The sequence below is a fragment of the Streptomyces sp. NPDC091377 genome (genome assembly GCF_044757045.1).
Taxonomy (GTDB): Bacteria; Actinomycetota; Actinomycetes; order Streptomycetales; family Streptomycetaceae; genus Streptomyces.
In genome coordinates this window covers 24,330-37,652 of record NZ_JBIVUE010000023.1, presented here as the reverse complement: position 1 = coordinate 37,652, position 13,323 = coordinate 24,330, and the positions used below count along the sequence as shown (strand labels likewise).

The 13,323-nt window shown below is 72.6% G+C and carries 17 protein-coding genes; 11 read left to right on the top strand and 6 right to left on the bottom strand.

Translation table 11 applies throughout. From position 1 onward, the window contains the following. Positions 1-24: 24 nt before the first annotated feature. Complete coding sequence (locus ACIQNG_RS33900; RefSeq protein WP_401490445.1) at positions 25-756, top strand: restriction endonuclease; 732 nt, start codon at positions 25-27, stop codon at positions 754-756. A gap of 37 nt (positions 757-793) precedes the next feature. Here ACIQNG_RS33900 and ACIQNG_RS33895 read toward each other — a convergent pair whose 3' ends face one another. The 6 genes from ACIQNG_RS33895 to ACIQNG_RS33870 form a co-directional block, all read right to left on the bottom strand. Beyond that, on the bottom strand, positions 794-1,222 hold the full coding sequence (locus tag ACIQNG_RS33895; RefSeq protein WP_401490444.1) for a hypothetical protein: 429 nt from the start codon (positions 1,220-1,222) through the stop codon (positions 794-796). Continuing rightward, the gene (locus ACIQNG_RS33890; protein WP_401490442.1) at positions 1,222-1,884 is read right to left on the bottom strand and encodes a hypothetical protein; all 663 of its coding nucleotides are present in this window, start codon (positions 1,882-1,884) and stop codon (positions 1,222-1,224) included. Before ACIQNG_RS33890 ends, ACIQNG_RS33895 begins: the two co-directional genes overlap by 1 nt. A 99-nt stretch (positions 1,885-1,983) precedes the next feature. Continuing rightward, a complete protein-coding gene (locus ACIQNG_RS33885; protein WP_401490440.1) occupies positions 1,984-2,685 on the bottom strand; it encodes an ATP-binding cassette domain-containing protein in 702 nt (233 codons plus the stop codon). Between the two features lie 170 nt (positions 2,686-2,855). Then, positions 2,856-3,158 (bottom strand): hypothetical protein, encoded by a 303-nt coding sequence (locus ACIQNG_RS33880; RefSeq protein WP_401490438.1) that lies wholly within the window; start codon positions 3,156-3,158, stop codon positions 2,856-2,858. A 130-nt stretch (positions 3,159-3,288) separates the two neighbouring features. Next, a complete protein-coding gene (locus ACIQNG_RS33875; protein ID WP_401490436.1) occupies positions 3,289-3,537 on the bottom strand; it encodes a hypothetical protein in 249 nt (82 codons plus the stop codon). Positions 3,538-3,783: 246 nt separating this feature from the next. Then, complete coding sequence (locus ACIQNG_RS33870; RefSeq protein WP_401490434.1) at positions 3,784-4,461, bottom strand: hypothetical protein; 678 nt, start codon at positions 4,459-4,461, stop codon at positions 3,784-3,786. 339 nt (positions 4,462-4,800) lie between these two features. On the opposite strand from ACIQNG_RS33870, the gene ACIQNG_RS33865 reads away from it, so the two are divergent. The 10 genes from ACIQNG_RS33865 (at position 4,801) to ACIQNG_RS33820 (ending at position 13,158) form a co-directional block, all read left to right on the top strand. Next, positions 4,801-5,658, top strand: a complete 858-nt coding sequence (locus ACIQNG_RS33865) for a sugar phosphate isomerase/epimerase family protein (RefSeq protein WP_401490432.1) — start codon at positions 4,801-4,803, stop codon at positions 5,656-5,658. Continuing rightward, on the top strand, positions 5,655-6,590 hold the full coding sequence (locus tag ACIQNG_RS33860) for a Gfo/Idh/MocA family protein (protein WP_401490430.1): 936 nt from the start codon (positions 5,655-5,657) through the stop codon (positions 6,588-6,590). Before ACIQNG_RS33865 ends, ACIQNG_RS33860 begins: the two co-directional genes overlap by 4 nt. Next, positions 6,538-7,764, top strand: coding sequence for a methionine adenosyltransferase (locus ACIQNG_RS33855; protein WP_401490429.1), 1,227 nt, complete (start codon positions 6,538-6,540; stop codon positions 7,762-7,764). Before ACIQNG_RS33860 ends, ACIQNG_RS33855 begins: the two co-directional genes overlap by 53 nt. Beyond that, entirely contained in the window at positions 7,761-8,636 is an 876-nt protein-coding gene (locus ACIQNG_RS33850) for a hypothetical protein (protein ID WP_401490427.1), read from the top strand. Before ACIQNG_RS33855 ends, ACIQNG_RS33850 begins: the two co-directional genes overlap by 4 nt. Further along, positions 8,633-9,691: a hypothetical protein gene (locus tag ACIQNG_RS33845; RefSeq protein ID WP_401490425.1), complete on the top strand. Its 1,059-nt coding sequence runs from the start codon at positions 8,633-8,635 to the stop codon at positions 9,689-9,691. The genes ACIQNG_RS33850 and ACIQNG_RS33845 overlap by 4 nt, the downstream gene beginning before the upstream one ends. Next, complete coding sequence (locus ACIQNG_RS33840; protein WP_401490423.1) at positions 9,688-10,113, top strand: coenzyme F420-0:L-glutamate ligase; 426 nt, start codon at positions 9,688-9,690, stop codon at positions 10,111-10,113. Before ACIQNG_RS33845 ends, ACIQNG_RS33840 begins: the two co-directional genes overlap by 4 nt. Continuing rightward, entirely contained in the window at positions 10,085-10,891 is an 807-nt protein-coding gene (locus tag ACIQNG_RS33835; protein ID WP_401490421.1) for a coenzyme F420-0:L-glutamate ligase, read from the top strand. Before ACIQNG_RS33840 ends, ACIQNG_RS33835 begins: the two co-directional genes overlap by 29 nt. Continuing rightward, positions 10,888-11,643 (top strand): NAD-dependent epimerase/dehydratase family protein, encoded by a 756-nt coding sequence (locus tag ACIQNG_RS33830; protein WP_401490419.1) that lies wholly within the window; start codon positions 10,888-10,890, stop codon positions 11,641-11,643. Before ACIQNG_RS33835 ends, ACIQNG_RS33830 begins: the two co-directional genes overlap by 4 nt. 7 nt (positions 11,644-11,650) lie before the next feature. Next, the gene (locus ACIQNG_RS33825) at positions 11,651-12,475 is read left to right on the top strand and encodes a shikimate dehydrogenase (protein ID WP_401490417.1); all 825 of its coding nucleotides are present in this window, start codon (positions 11,651-11,653) and stop codon (positions 12,473-12,475) included. A 455-nt stretch (positions 12,476-12,930) separates the two neighbouring features. Next, positions 12,931-13,158, top strand: a complete 228-nt coding sequence (locus ACIQNG_RS33820; RefSeq protein WP_401490415.1) for a hypothetical protein — start codon at positions 12,931-12,933, stop codon at positions 13,156-13,158. Positions 13,159-13,323 lie beyond the last annotated feature (165 nt).

Sequence of the window (13,323 nt, the reverse complement as noted above, 5' to 3'; positions counted from 1 at the left end):
CATCGTCACCGTCTTGGAGGTGTGGTGTTCGACGAAGACGGGTCACTCGACCCGCTGCTGAAGTTCCTGCTGTACGCCGTCCTTGCGCTGGCCATCGGCAAGATGGTGTGGGAGTGGCTCAGGGACGACGTCAGCCGGTGGCTCACCGTGGACCTGTGGGGGCTCATCTGCGATCACCCCTGGTGGACCGGCTGCATCACCGTCGGCGCACTGGCCACGCTCATCCTTCTGGCGAAGCTGCTGTCCTTCCTGTTCGGCGCCGGTGCCGGCACGTACGCCTACGTCGACAGTGACGAGGACTACGCCTCCACCGTCGCGCCGGGCGAGACGGTGGAACCGGACGTGCTGACCTTCAAGATGAAGCAGCTCGCCGCGATGAGCGCGACGGGCTTCGAGCAGGCGTGCGCCGATCTCCTGGCCCGGGACGGGTTCCGCGGCACCCGGCGGGTGGGAGGCGCCAGAGACCTCGGCGTGGACGTCACCGCCCGCGACCCCGACGGGCAGCTCGTGATCTTGCAATGTAAGCAGTACAAGGCCCCGGTCGGCTCAGGGCACGTGCAGAAGTTCAACGGGACGGCGCGCCTCCACCACGGAGCCGATGTCCCCATCATGATCGGCCTGAACGGCTTCACCCAGCCTGCCATCGAGTTCGCCGCGCACCACGAACTCCTCCTCATGGGCCGTCCCGAACTGAAGAGATGGGCCCACGGCCAGCACCTGTACGACGTCCTGGGCATCCCCAGCGCGACCCCGTGACCCCCGGTTCGGCCCCACCCCGCCGCCACGCCGCCGCTCATGCCTCTCTGCGTGGCGGGTGGGGCTGCTCCTCCTCCGGGGTGGGCAGTACCGCGATGCGCTTGCGGCCGAGCCTCTTTTTCAGGGTGAGGTTCTCGGCGTAGAGGTTCGCCGTCACCGTGGCGAGGGCGTCGAGCTTGCCTTGGGTCTCGGCGGCCTGCTCCCTCGCCTCCCGCAGCTTCTTCCTGAGGTCGGCGATGGTCTCGTCGCGCTGGACCTCACCGGGTGTGCGCAGGACGGGGCGGCCGACCTGCGCGTCCCATTCGGCGAGGATGTCTTCGGCGCGGTGCACGGTCGCGTGGCTGACCTGGGCCTCGCGGGCGAGGTTCTCCTTGGTGAGGGCGCCGTCGGTGTGCATGGGCTCGCCGGCCAGCAGCCGGGTCATGGCCGCTCTCAGCTTGTCGGCGGACGCTGCGGATACCGGCATCAGGCGTGGCCTTCCTCTTCGAGTGCGCGGGTGATGCGGTGGACGTCGGCAAGTCGGATGAAGACCGCCTCTCGCCTTGGCGGCGACAGCCGCGGGTCCTCGACACAGGCGGTCAGGTCGTCTTCTTCGGCGATCCAGTACGGGGCGTGGGTGCGGGTGATGGTCGAGTTGCGGCAGCGGGCCGGCTGGCAGGCGCCGAGCAGTGGGGCCAGTCCGCGCTGGTCTTCGGGGAGCTCGTCTTGGCACTCGGCCTGAGGGGCGTCGAACATGCAGTGGTTGATGGTGCCCAGGTGCAGGTTGGACAACTCGTCGGCGAGCAGGGCCTCTTCCACCCGTTCGTCGGCGATCTGTGCCCGGAGCTGGGGGTTGTTGTTGATGGTGTTGATGACCTTGTCGAGGCCGGCGTGCAGGCGTGCGGCACCGGGGCCGACCGCGACGCGTTCGCCGCGGCGGCGGCCGCGGAGCAGGTCCACGAGCTTGCGGGCGGCGGCCTGCTGCAGTTCGGTGTCGAACTCCTTGGCCCAGCTCGTGTCCATCTGCGCGTACGCCTGGGTGGTGCGGTTGGCCAGGGCCCGGCGGGCGGCGTGCTTGGGCTGGAGGCCGAGCGCGACCTCGGAGTCCGGTTCGCGTCCGGCGAGCTGGGCCATGGTCTTGCGGAACATGTGCGAGCGGACGTGCGAGGGAGCGGGTCAGGCCGTGGAAGGCGGCTTTGGCGGCGCCGCAGGCGGTGAGTCCGGGGCGGCCCGCGCGGGAATGTCCGGTCACGGCGTGACCAGAGCGGGCGCGGCGGGCCGGTCGCCTTCCTGGAGAGTGAGGAGCTCGTGGAAGAGAGACCCCTCCCGGTCGGCGAGCTCGGAGAACGTGCCCTGTTCGGCAACACGGCCGTGGTGGAGGACGATGATGCGGTCGGCGTGGCGGGTGCTGATCAGGCGGTGCGTGACCAGGACGGTGGCCCGGTCGGCAGCCAGCTCGCGCATGGTGGCGAACAGGGCGGACTCGGCGCGGGAGTCGAGGGCGGAGGTCGGCTCGTCCAGGACCAGGAGGGCTGCGTCCCGATGGAACGCACGGGCCAGCGCGATGCGCTGCCACTGGCCGCCGGAGAGATCGTGGCCGTCGGCCCCGGAGGGTGCGAGGGAGGTGCCGAGTCCCTGGGGAAGCTGGGCGATGACGCTGTCGGCGCGGGCGGTGGCCGCCGCTGCGTGGACGGCCTGGTCACCGCCGGGGCGCGGGGTGCCGAGCTGGATGTTCTCCCGTACGGTCAGCGCCCATTCGGTGAAGCACTGCGGCACCAGGGCGACGTGCTCCCACACCGTTGCGGAGTCTGCCTCGGCCAGGTCGAGACCGTCCCACCGGACGGTGCCGGTGTCCGGGAGGGCCAGACCGGTGAGGAGCTGGACGAGGGTGGACTTGCCCGCGCCGTTCTCACCGACGAGGGCGACGACCTCGCCCCGCCGGACGGTCATGTAGGTTCCGCGATCCGTGAGCAATTCCGCGTGATCATGAGCACCGAACGAGCAATTCCGCGGTTCGGTGAGCAGTCGATCCCGCGACCTGCGGCTTCGGCGAGCCTGCGGGCGCGGCTCCTGGCTCCGTGACCGTGCTGGTGCTCATGATCAGCCAGCAAGGCCAGTGTTCACGAAGCCCGGATTTCGGCGTTTCCGCAGTAACGAGTGCTCACGCACTCGCGGAACCTACAGGTCACGCTGACGCCGTCCAGCGCCGGGCGGCTGGCGCCAGGGTAGGTGTAGGTGACGTCGTCGGCCTCCATGACGGCCGGGCCGGCGGCCGGGACGGCCCGGGTGCCGCGCCGGGCGGTGCACTCGCCGTTGGTTGCGAAGGAGTGCTTCGTGGGTGCCTTCTTCGCGAAGGCATCCGCCGTCGAGGACGAGGTGCGGTCGGCGGCGCGAGTCGAGCCGAGTCGGTGGGTGATCAGCATGACGGTGCGGCTGCTGTGTGTGCGGATGTGGTGGACGGCTCCTCGGCACGCGGGTCCATCAGAGGTCGGCTCGTCGCAGATGTGCCGACCGCGGCCTGAGCCCCTGGGGCCGAAACGTCGTCTGGGGTGGTCACCGGACCGTGTAGCGGGCGGTGTTGTCCACGCGGGTGGTGAAGCCGCCCGCGGTGTCGCGGGTGAGCAGCAGCAGCGGTTCGACGGAGGTCAGGTCGGGGGTGCCGGTGATGCCGCCGATCTTGCGGGTGGCGGTGACGGCGATGAGGTCGCCGCCGGGGGCGAGGTCGTCGAGGTAGGCGGTGTTGTGCTGGCCGCGTTCGCCGTTCAGCAGGCACTTGGCGGCGCCCAGGACGCCGAGGGTCATGCAGCCGCCGAGCAGGATGACGGTGGTGCCCTGGCCGAGGGTGAGGCGGGTGATGACGGTCAGGTCCGCCAGGAGTTCGCCCTCGGGCGCCCAGAGCGGCGCCAGGCGGATGCCGCCGTGGCCGGGGAGGGCGATGGCCGCCTCCGGCGGCGGGGTGAAGGTGTAGGGCAGGTGGGGGCCGAACTCGGCGTAGGCGGTGTTGCGGTCGGGGGCTCCGAGGATGATCAGGCTGTCGGGTTCGGCGTTTTAGTACTCGCCGGGGTGGAAGTCGCGGATGGTTGCGGCCGGGAAGTTCTGGGCGAGGTGCACGCGGACGTAGAGCAGGGCGTCGAGGTCGGCGAAGCCCGCGTAGCGGGCGTACAGCGGGTCGCTCGGCCGTCCCCGCGCCTGGTTCGCGGCGGGCAGCGCGGAGCAGATGATGTCCACGCGTGAGTCGGCGGTGATGCCGAAGAACCGGCCCGTCCCATCGTCGGAGGCCGTTCCTGCGGTGGCGGGGGCGTCGCTGCCGGGCGGGGGCGGTTCGGCGACGTAACTGCCGTCGCAGATGAGCAGGGCGAGGGTGTCCAGTGCCTGTCCAGCGTGGCGGCGCACGGTCTTGGCCGAGCAGCCCAGCACCCGGGCGAGGGATTCCTGCCGCTCGGTCAGGCTCGGCCAGGAGTGCTCACCCAGCAGGTTGAAGTCGGCGGCTGCGTAGCGGCGCTCGTGCGGGGTCAACGCGTCGATCGCCCTGCGCAGGGCCCCCACCAGGCGTGTGGTCTCGCTCGCCGCGTTCGACAGCGGCGGGGTGCGGGCGAGCAGCAGCGTCTTCAGCGGTTCGCTGAGCGCGGTAACCGCTCCGGGGTGACCCAGAGCGGGGCCCTGGCGCAGTCGCAGCAGCTCGGTGCGTACGTCCTCGGGGGAGAGCCGGGGCGGGGGGATCGCCATCTGTCCAAGGGTTGTCCAACGGGCGGGATCTGTCCTGGTTTTGGGGCAGCTGGCGGGATGTCGCCCCCACCGGGTTCGCGGGGATGGTGAGGGCTCCTTCCCCACCGCTGGAGGTGACCATGCACGCCGCGCTCGTACCGGCCCCGACCTGGGGGGCCGCAGCCCCCGCCCCCTCCTCCGCCTCCGCCTCCGCCCCCGCCCCCGCCGCCGACCAGCGACAACGACTGGAAACCGTCGCCCGCGGTTCCGGGCGCCCCCGTGCCGGAAGGACACACCCCCGACACGGGGGCGCCCCGGTTCCACCACCCGCGTCACCGAAGGAAGAAGGAGAAGGCGGCCGTGGACGATCGCCCGGCGAGCACACTGGTGCTCAATCCTGATGAGCTCGGCCCCGACCCGGCAACCGGCATGGACCTGGCGGTGAAGCTGGGCATCGGGCACCTGGAGGTCCGCTCGACCGAAGGCGCCAACGCGGTGACCCTGCCCGCCGACCGTCTGTGGCACATCCGCGCCCTGGCCGACGAGCGCGGCCTGAAGGTGGCGGCGCTGGCCTCGCCGCTGTGGAAGTGGTGCCGGCCCGAGGCGACGCCAGGAAGGGTGGACACCTTCGGCTTCCCCACCCAGGTCCCGCCCGCAGACCGGCTGGGCTGGATCGAGCGGGCCATCGAGGCCGCGCGCACCCTGGGTGCTCCGATCGTGCGGGTCTTCTCCCACCTGCAGGTCGAGCCGGAGTTCACCGAGCAGTTGCTCGGTGACCCGCTGCTGGCCAAGGCCCTGGACGCGGCGAACACCGCAGGGGTGCGGCTGCTGCTGGAGAACGAGCCGGTGTGCACCGTCGCCCACGCCGAACCGCTCCTGGAGGTCCTTCACCGGTACCACGGGCAGGGCCTGGGACTGTGGCTGGACGTGGCGAACCTCCACGAGGTCGGCCAGGCCACTCCCGAGGTGGTCGGCCCCCTGGCCCCGTACGTCGGCTACGTACACGTCAAGGACTACCGCCCCGCCGACGGCGGCGGGCGATCCTTCTGCCCGGCCGGCGAGGGCGTGGTGCCGTACGGCGAGGTGCTGCCGCTGCTGCACGCGGCCCGCCCGGCGCTCCCGTACGCGCTGGAGACCCACGTGCGCGACACCCCTGCCGACGCGCTCACCGCCGGGGCCGCGTTCCTGCGCTCGGCCGTCCCGGGCGGCGTCGCGTGAAACGCGCTCTGCTCGTCGGGGCCGGCGAGGTCGGAGCCAAGCACCTGACCGCCCTCTCCGGCACGCCCGGCCTGGCGGTCGCCGGGGTCGCGGACCCCGCCCCGCGCACCGATGTCCCCAGAGGCGTGCCGCTGTTCGCGTCCTGGCGAGCGGCGCTCAGGGCCGTGACGCCGGACCTGGTGGTCGTGGCCGCCCCTCCCGGGACCGCGCTCGCCGCGGCCCGGGACGCCGCCCAGACCGGGGCCGCCGTGCTCGTGGAGAAGCCCGGCACCACCGATCCCGCCGCCCTGGCGCCCCGGCCGGGCGACGGCCGGGTCTTCGTCGCGTTCCAGCCCCACTTCGCCCCCGGCCTCGACGCTCTGCTCGCCGAGCGTCCGGCCGTCGTCCGGGCCGAGGTGAGGCTGGCCGTGCGGCGCGATCCCGGCTACTTCCGCGGCTGGCGGCGTACCTATGCCGCTGCCGGCGGGGTGCTGCACCAGCAGGCCATCCACGGCCTGGCCCTCGCGCTGCGGTTCGTGCCCGGTGACGTCGAAGTGATCGACGCGGCGGTGACCCACTGCCGGGGCCTGGCCGAGACCGAGGACCACGTCGCCGCCGCCATCACCCTGTCCGGCGGAGCCACGGTGCAGGTCGACGCCCGCGTCGACCACGACGGGCCGCCGGCCCACGAACTCGTCCTCCACCTCGCCGACGGCCGCCGCCTTGACGTGCGCGGCCGCAACCTCGAAGCCGGACTCGGCGAGATCGCCGCCGCCCCCACGCACGAGGAGCTTCGGCGCGCGATGTACGCCGCCGTCCTCGACGCCGCCGAGGGCCGACCGGCCCACCCCTGCCTGTTCCCGCTGACGGCGCTGCGGCGCCCGCTGGAGGTGATCGACCGTGTCTACCGCGACGCCCGCGTCGTCCGCGCTGCGCACGCCGCTGCCGCATGAACTTCCCGTCGAGGTCGTCGAACGCAAGGGCATCGGCCACCCCGACACCCTCGCCGACGGCATCGCCGAACTCGCCTCCATCCGCTACAGCCGGCACTGCCTGGACGTGGCGGGGGCGGTGCTGCACCACAACCTGGACAAGGTCGCCGTCCTCGGCGGCCGGGCCGCGTTCACCGACACCGACGGCGTCTACGACCGGCCGCTGCGGGTCGTCTTCGGCGGCCGGATCTCCACCAGCTTCGCCGGCCGGGAGCTGACGGTGCGGGAGATCCTGGAGCAGGCGGCCGTCGACCACCTGGGTACCGCCCTGCCGGGCTTCGACCGGGTGAAGCTGGAGATCCGGCACGAGACGACCGACTCCTCGAAGTTCCCCCGCTGGTTCGCCCCCCGCTCCCTGGAGGATCTGCCCGAGAGGCGCGGTGCGTTCTCCAACGACACCGCCTACCTTGTCGGCTCGGCCCCGCGCACGGCCACGGAGACCGTGGTGCTGCTGGCCGAGGCGTGGTTCCGCCGTCTGCCCTGGGCGGGCAGCGACATCAAGGCCCTCGCTGTCCGCGACGGCCGGGCCTGGAGGGTGACCGTGTGCGTGCCCGCCCTGGCCGGGCACCTGACCAGCTCCGCTCAGTTCGACGACGCCGTCACCGCCGCCGCCGGCGAACTGACCGAGCTGCTTGCCCAGCGGCTGCCCGGCCGGGTGACGGTGGTGTGCAACACCCGCAACTCCCGCACCGGCCCCCTGTCCGGCCAGTACTTCACGCTGTCGGGGTCGGCCGTCGACTACGGCGAGGACGGCCTCGTGGGCCGGGGCAACGCCCGCACCGGCGTGATCAGCGGAGCCCACCTGGCCGGCAACGAGGCGACATTCGGGAAGAACCCGGCCTACCACGTCGGCAAGGTCGGCGGCTGGCTCGCCGATGAGGCCGCCCGCGCGGTGGCCGCCGAGTTCGGTCCGTGCCGCATCGCCCTGCTGTGGCGCAACGGCGCCCCGTACGACGAGCCCGCCCAGGTCGAGATCACCACGGTCCACCAAGCGCCGTCCGGGGCGGCGGAGGAGCTGGTGCGGGCCACCCTGTCCCGCACGGACTGGATGGAGGACCTGCTGTCCGGCAGGTACCTCCCCACCGTCGCACCGGTCGAGGAGCTGCTGGTCGGCCTGGAGCGGGCGGCGGGATGAACGTGCACCGGCTCGTCACCGGCCACGTCTCCGCCTGCCTCGCCCTGCCCGAGCAGCTGGACACCAGGGCCGCGCGGGCCGCCGCCCGCGCCCTGCCCGGTGGCTGGACCCTGACGGCAGGCCCCGCCGCGGAAGCGGCGGACGTCGAGGTCACCACGGGGGCCGCGGCCGTCACCGTCGCGGCCGGCACCGTGCGCCTGTGGTTGCCGGTCGAGACGGCCGCCTCGGACACGCTCGCGTACGTCACCTACACCGCGCTCGAACGCGCCCGCCAGCACCAGCGCAAAGTCACGGTGCACGCCACCGCGCTGATAGCTCCCGACGGGCGGGCGGTGCTGCTGCTCGGCGCGAAGGGGGCGGGCAAGACGTCCACCGCGCTCGTCCTCGCGACACGGGGCTGGACCCATGCCGGAGACGACCTGGTCGTCCTCGGCGAGAGCGATGACGGCACGGTGGCGGTGTGGCCGGGCAAGCCCTCCGCCGCCGTCCGCGACCCGGTCCGGCCGCTCGCGCCGAAGCCCCAGCACGCCCTGAAACCGTTCGCCGCCGGGCCGGTCCCGCTGGCCCGGGTCGTACGCGTCGCTGTCCACCGGGCGCTGGACACTGCGTCGCTGACGCCCGCGGCGCCGCTGTCGGTGAACGAGCGGCTGCGCCTGCACGAGCTGCTGGGCCGCTACATCTCCGGCCTGCCCACCCCCCTCACCTGCGTGACCGGGATGCCGTACGGGCCGGTGTGGCCGCTGGATACCCCCGCCCTGGCCCGCTGGCGCAGCCACCTCATCACCCGGCTCGCCGGCGGCCGGTTCGACTACCTGCACGCCCCCGGCCCCGCCACGGCCGCCGATCTGCTGACCAAGGAGGAGGCCGGATGAAGGTCGCCGCGATCCTGCCCAGCCGCAACGAGCCGGCCACCATCGCCGCCGTCACCACAGCCGTCGACGCCGCGCTCGCCGAGCGCGGGTTGGTCATCGTGCACGCCGACTCCTCCGACACCCCGGCCACCTCCGAGCGCTTCGCCACCACCGGCACCCGGGCGGTCAAGGTGCCGCTGACCGGCCTGGTGCGGGGGAAGGGCGCCCAGATCCTGGCCGCCGCCCACGACCCGGTGACCGCCGGAGCCGATGCGGTGCTGATCGCGGACACCGACACCCGGGGCCCCGACCCCGCCGTCTACGCCGCCCTGCTGGAGCGCGTACGGGCCGGGGCCGCCGTGGCGATCGCTGACTACCCGCGGCACTGGGACGAGGCCAACCTCACCAACCATCTCGCCCGGCCGCTGATCGCCGCCACCACCGGCCACGACGTGCCCCAGCCCCTCGCCGGGGACCTCGTCCTCTCCCGCGCCGCCCTGGACGCAGCCCTCCGTGCTGCTCAGGCCCTGCCAGCGGAGGTGGCGGCGTGCGTGGCAGGGTACGGCATCGACGCGTTCCTGCTGCTGACCGCGACCACCGCCGGGCCGATCGCCTCCGTGCGGTTCGACCGGTCCAAACAGCACGCCGGGTCCTTCCCCCACCTCCCGGCCATCTACCACCAGGCCGTCCCCGTCCTGCTGCACCTGACCGCCACATGGGCCCCGCCTCCAGGCCTGCCGGACGGCGCGACGGCGCTCTACCGAGTCGCCGACCGTACCGTGGAGCCCGCCCGTCTTTCGGCCATGCTCACCACACTGGACAGCTTTGGCCCACACCCCGGCGGATACGATGAACACCCGTGGCCGGAGCCCGCCGCGGACGCCTGGCACGCCGTCAACTCCGGTACACCGGCGCCCGACGCGGCCCGCCGGCTGTGGCCGCGCTACCTCCGGTGCGTGACCGACTGGCTCACCAGCGGGCAACGCGCCACCACCCGGCAGCGGGCCGAGACACTCGCCGCCGCACACGCCCGCCTGCACACAGCCGTCCTCACCCCGCAGGAGCCCTGCCGATGACCGCCGCCCCGACCTCCGGATTCTCCGCGTTCGCCCTGGAGCCCTTCCCCGAGCTCCAGCCGGGCGACGACCTGGCGGGCACCATCACCGACGTCCTCAGCCGCACCGACACCGGACTGCGCGACGGGGACATCGTCGTGGTCGCCAGCAAGGCCGTCTCCATCGCGGAGAAGCGGTACGTCGACCTCGCCAGCGTCACCCCCGGCCCCGAGGCTCTGGAGCTGTCCGCCAGGACGGGCAAGCCCGCCGAGATCGTGCAACTGATCCTGGACTCCTCCAGCGAGCACTTCCTGGCCACCGACAAGGGCCCCATCATCGCCCGGCACACCCTCGGCTACCAGCTCTTCTCTGAACTACGACTGAGTGGCACCTCGGCGGAGGTAGCTTGCGCTGGTGGGCGGCCTGTTGAGCCTCGACGATGACCACGCCGACCCTGATCAATCCCTCGTGCGCACGGAGCCTTCGATGATCACTTCCTCGTTCACAGCGTTCGCGCTGGAGCCCTTCCCCACGATCAAGCCGGGCGACGACCTGGTCGAGGCCATCACCACGGTCATGCAGGCCCAGGACGTCGCCCTGCATGACGGGGACGTGATCGTCGTCGCGAGTAAGGCGGTCTCGATCTCGGAGAACCGCCGGGTGGACCTGGCCACCGTCACGCCCAGCGCGGAGGCCCTGGACCTGTCGGCTCGGACTGGTAAGCCGGCCGAGGTGATCCAACTTGTCCTGAATGAGTCGGTCACACACTTTGTGGCGGGAGATCGAGGCCCCATCATCGCCCGCCACCGACTGGGTTTCGAACTCACGTCAGCGGGAGTTGACCGGGACGGCCCGGACGGCGCATGGCTGCTGCCCAGCGATCCGGATGCCTCCGCCCGCGGTCTGCGCGACGCTCTCACCAAGGCAACCGGCGCCCCCGTAGCCGTGGTGATCGCCGACTCCGATGGCCGGGCCGACCGCCGCGGTGCCACGGTGATCTCGATCGGTGCCGCCGGCATCGCGCCCTTGCGCACGTCGGAGCACGCCGAGCCCGATGGCCGGGTCAAGCGCCAAGAGGAGACGCTGACCGACCTGGTAGCCGCGGCCGCCGGGCTGATCTTGGGCCAGCGAGGCCGCGGCGCCCCCGTGGCTGTCCTGCGGGGTGTGGCGTACGAATCCAGCGACGCGGGAGTGTCGGCGATGCTCCACCACCGGCCGTGACGCTGCTGATCACGGGTGCCGCCGGGACCATCGGCACCCGGCTCGCTTCCGACCTGGCCGCCCGCGGTGTCCCGCTCCGCCTGCTCGACCAGCACCCGCCCACCAGCCCCCCGCCCGCGGGCGCCGAGTTCTTACAGGCCGACCTGCGCAACCTGGACCCGATCGAGAAGGCCACCGCCGGGACATCCGCCGTCGTGCACCTCGCGGGCTTCACCCACGAGGGGCCGTTCGCCGGCATGGTGGAGCACAACATCACCGGTACCCACCACGTCCTGGAGGCCGCCCGCCGTCAGCACGTGCCGCGCGTCGTACTGGCCAGCAGCCACCACGTCACCGGCCTCAATCCCGTCGACTCCCCGACCGCGCCGCAGGCCCCCGACAGCTTCTACGCGGTCTCCAAGGTCACCATCGAAGCCTTGGGCCACCTCTACGCCCACAAGACCAGCATGCAGGTCGTCGCCGTCCGCATCGGCAGCTACCGCGACCGCCCCACCGAGCCCCGCCACCGGGCTACCTGGCTCAGCCCCCGCGACGCCACCGCCCTCTTCTACGCCGCCGCCACCCGGCCTCTGACCTGCTCGTTCCTCACCGTGTACGGCACCTCCGCAAACCGCGAGTCCTGGTGGCCACGCACCGGCTGGGACGCCCTCGGCTACCAGCCCGCCGACGAGGCCGGCTACCACCCCGATGCCGGGCCGCTCACGGACCGCTTCATGGGCGGCGCCTTCGCCGACGACGAACTCCCCGCATAGGAGCGTGATGAAGCAGCTCGCCGTGCTCGGCTCCCCGATCAGCCAGGCCCTGTCCCCGGTGCTGCACCGCGCCGCCTACCAGGCACTCGGCCTGGACTGGAGCTACCGCGCCATCGACTGCACCCCCGACCGGCTCGCCTCCTTCCTCGCCTCCCTGGACGACACCTGGGCGGGGCTGTCGCTGACCATGCCGCTCAAGCGCGCCGCCGTCCCCCTGCTCGACGCGGTCTCGCAGACGGTGAAGGCCACCGGCACCGCCAACACCGTCACTGTGCGCGGCGGCCGACTCCTGGGCGAGAACACCGACGTCGACGGCATGCTCCAGGCCCTCCGCGACGCCGGGATCAACCGCGTGGAATCGGCGTGCGTGCTCGGCGCGGGCGCGACCGCCGCCACCGCCCTCGCCGTCCTGAACGCCCTCGGCTGCCGCGAGGCGACCGCCATCGCCCGTACCCCCGCCCGCACCGACGAGCTGGCGCACGCGGCCGAGCGCATCGGGACCGCCCTGCGCATCCAGCCCTGGGACCAGGCCGCTCGGCACCTTCAGGCGGACATCGTCGTCTCCGCCCTCCCGCCCGGCGCCGCCGACCCGCTCGCCCCACAGTGGCCGTCAGCGGGGAACACGCTGTTCGACGTCGTGTACCGGCCCTGGCCCACCCCGCTCGCCCAGGCCGCCCGCCGCGCGGGCAGCACCGTCATCGGCGGCCTGCCGATGCTCGTGCATCAGGCCGCCCGGCAGGTCGAACTGCAAACCGGCCGCACCCCGGCGCCCCTGGCCGCGATGCGGAGAGCCGCCGAAGGCGCCCTCGGCGAGGTCACCCCCGAGGCGTAGGCGAGACTGGACGCGCCCGGCGGCGCGACGACGTCCGGCCGATGCCGCCGCCGGGCCCCCCACGTCCGCCTCTGGGTCCGCACCGCCCCATGGCCCGAAGGGGGCCTTCGTCCCCGGGGCCTACATCAGTCAGCCGCGACAGCAGCTCGCCGAAGGTCGCGGCCCTCGCAGGGCGTTCCGGGCAGGCGGCGAGCCCAGCAAGAGACCTGCTCGCGCTCGCAGACCGGCGACTGCCGCGACAGCGTCCTGAAGACCCCGTCCAAGGAACACGGCGAAACCTCCGGGCCCCCGCATGAAAGCCGCAGGTCAAAGCGCTGGCACCGGGGACAAGATGGGCGCGTTCTGTTTCGTGCGACGAGAGGACCACCCCTCATGGGAGCTCTGCCCCCGCTCAGTCCCGAGCGTTCCGGCAGCATTGAGGGCGCCGTGAACCGCATCATTCTGTGGAATCAGCGATGTCAAGCCGTGTGCTTGCCCATCACGCCGAGGTAGTGGCGGTCTCGGTGGGGAACGTGGTTGTCCCGGCCCGGGAGACTGAAGACCGCGCAGACGTCAGAGGGCCGGGTGAGGATGCTGGACTGCTGGCCGAACGTGAGAGTGTTGTTGACGTAGTGCTCACAACCTGCGGCATCCAGGGCTGTGACCAGTTCCTCGCGGAGCACGGTGGCCTCGAACGACTCTGATTCGGGAGGGGAGTGGGGGAGCGGTGGAGTCGTCCGTGGGCCGCCTGGCGCTGTCGGGCGGAGCGTGCCGCTGGCCGTCCGGACGCAGACCGTGACCCGGCCTGTCACGGGAAGTCTCCTTCAAGCCGGTTGATCCGGAGTGCTCCGTCCGATGGCCGCTCGTCG

Excerpts from the sequence above, each read along its gene's own strand:
- ACIQNG_RS33895 (WP_401490444.1), bottom strand. The coding sequence starts at position 1,222 with ATGCCGGTATCCGCAGCGTCCGCCGACAAGCTGAGAGCGGCCATGACC.
- ACIQNG_RS33890 (WP_401490442.1), bottom strand. The coding sequence starts at position 1,884 with ATGTTCCGCAAGACCATGGCCCAGCTCGCCGGACGCGAACCGGACTCC.
- ACIQNG_RS33885 (WP_401490440.1), bottom strand. The coding sequence starts at position 2,685 with ATGACCGTCCGGCGGGGCGAGGTCGTCGCCCTCGTCGGTGAGAACGGC.
- ACIQNG_RS33880 (WP_401490438.1), bottom strand. The coding sequence starts at position 3,158 with ATGCTGATCACCCACCGACTCGGCTCGACTCGCGCCGCCGACCGCACC.
- ACIQNG_RS33875 (WP_401490436.1), bottom strand. The coding sequence starts at position 3,537 with ATGACCCTCGGCGTCCTGGGCGCCGCCAAGTGCCTGCTGAACGGCGAA.
- ACIQNG_RS33870 (WP_401490434.1), bottom strand. The coding sequence starts at position 4,461 with ATGGCGATCCCCCCGCCCCGGCTCTCCCCCGAGGACGTACGCACCGAG.
- ACIQNG_RS33850 (WP_401490427.1), top strand. The coding sequence starts at position 7,761 with ATGAACGTGCACCGGCTCGTCACCGGCCACGTCTCCGCCTGCCTCGCC.
- ACIQNG_RS33845 (WP_401490425.1), top strand. The coding sequence starts at position 8,633 with ATGAAGGTCGCCGCGATCCTGCCCAGCCGCAACGAGCCGGCCACCATC.
- ACIQNG_RS33840 (WP_401490423.1), top strand. The coding sequence starts at position 9,688 with ATGACCGCCGCCCCGACCTCCGGATTCTCCGCGTTCGCCCTGGAGCCC.
- ACIQNG_RS33825 (WP_401490417.1), top strand. The coding sequence starts at position 11,651 with ATGAAGCAGCTCGCCGTGCTCGGCTCCCCGATCAGCCAGGCCCTGTCC.
- ACIQNG_RS33820 (WP_401490415.1), top strand. The coding sequence starts at position 12,931 with ATGTCAAGCCGTGTGCTTGCCCATCACGCCGAGGTAGTGGCGGTCTCG.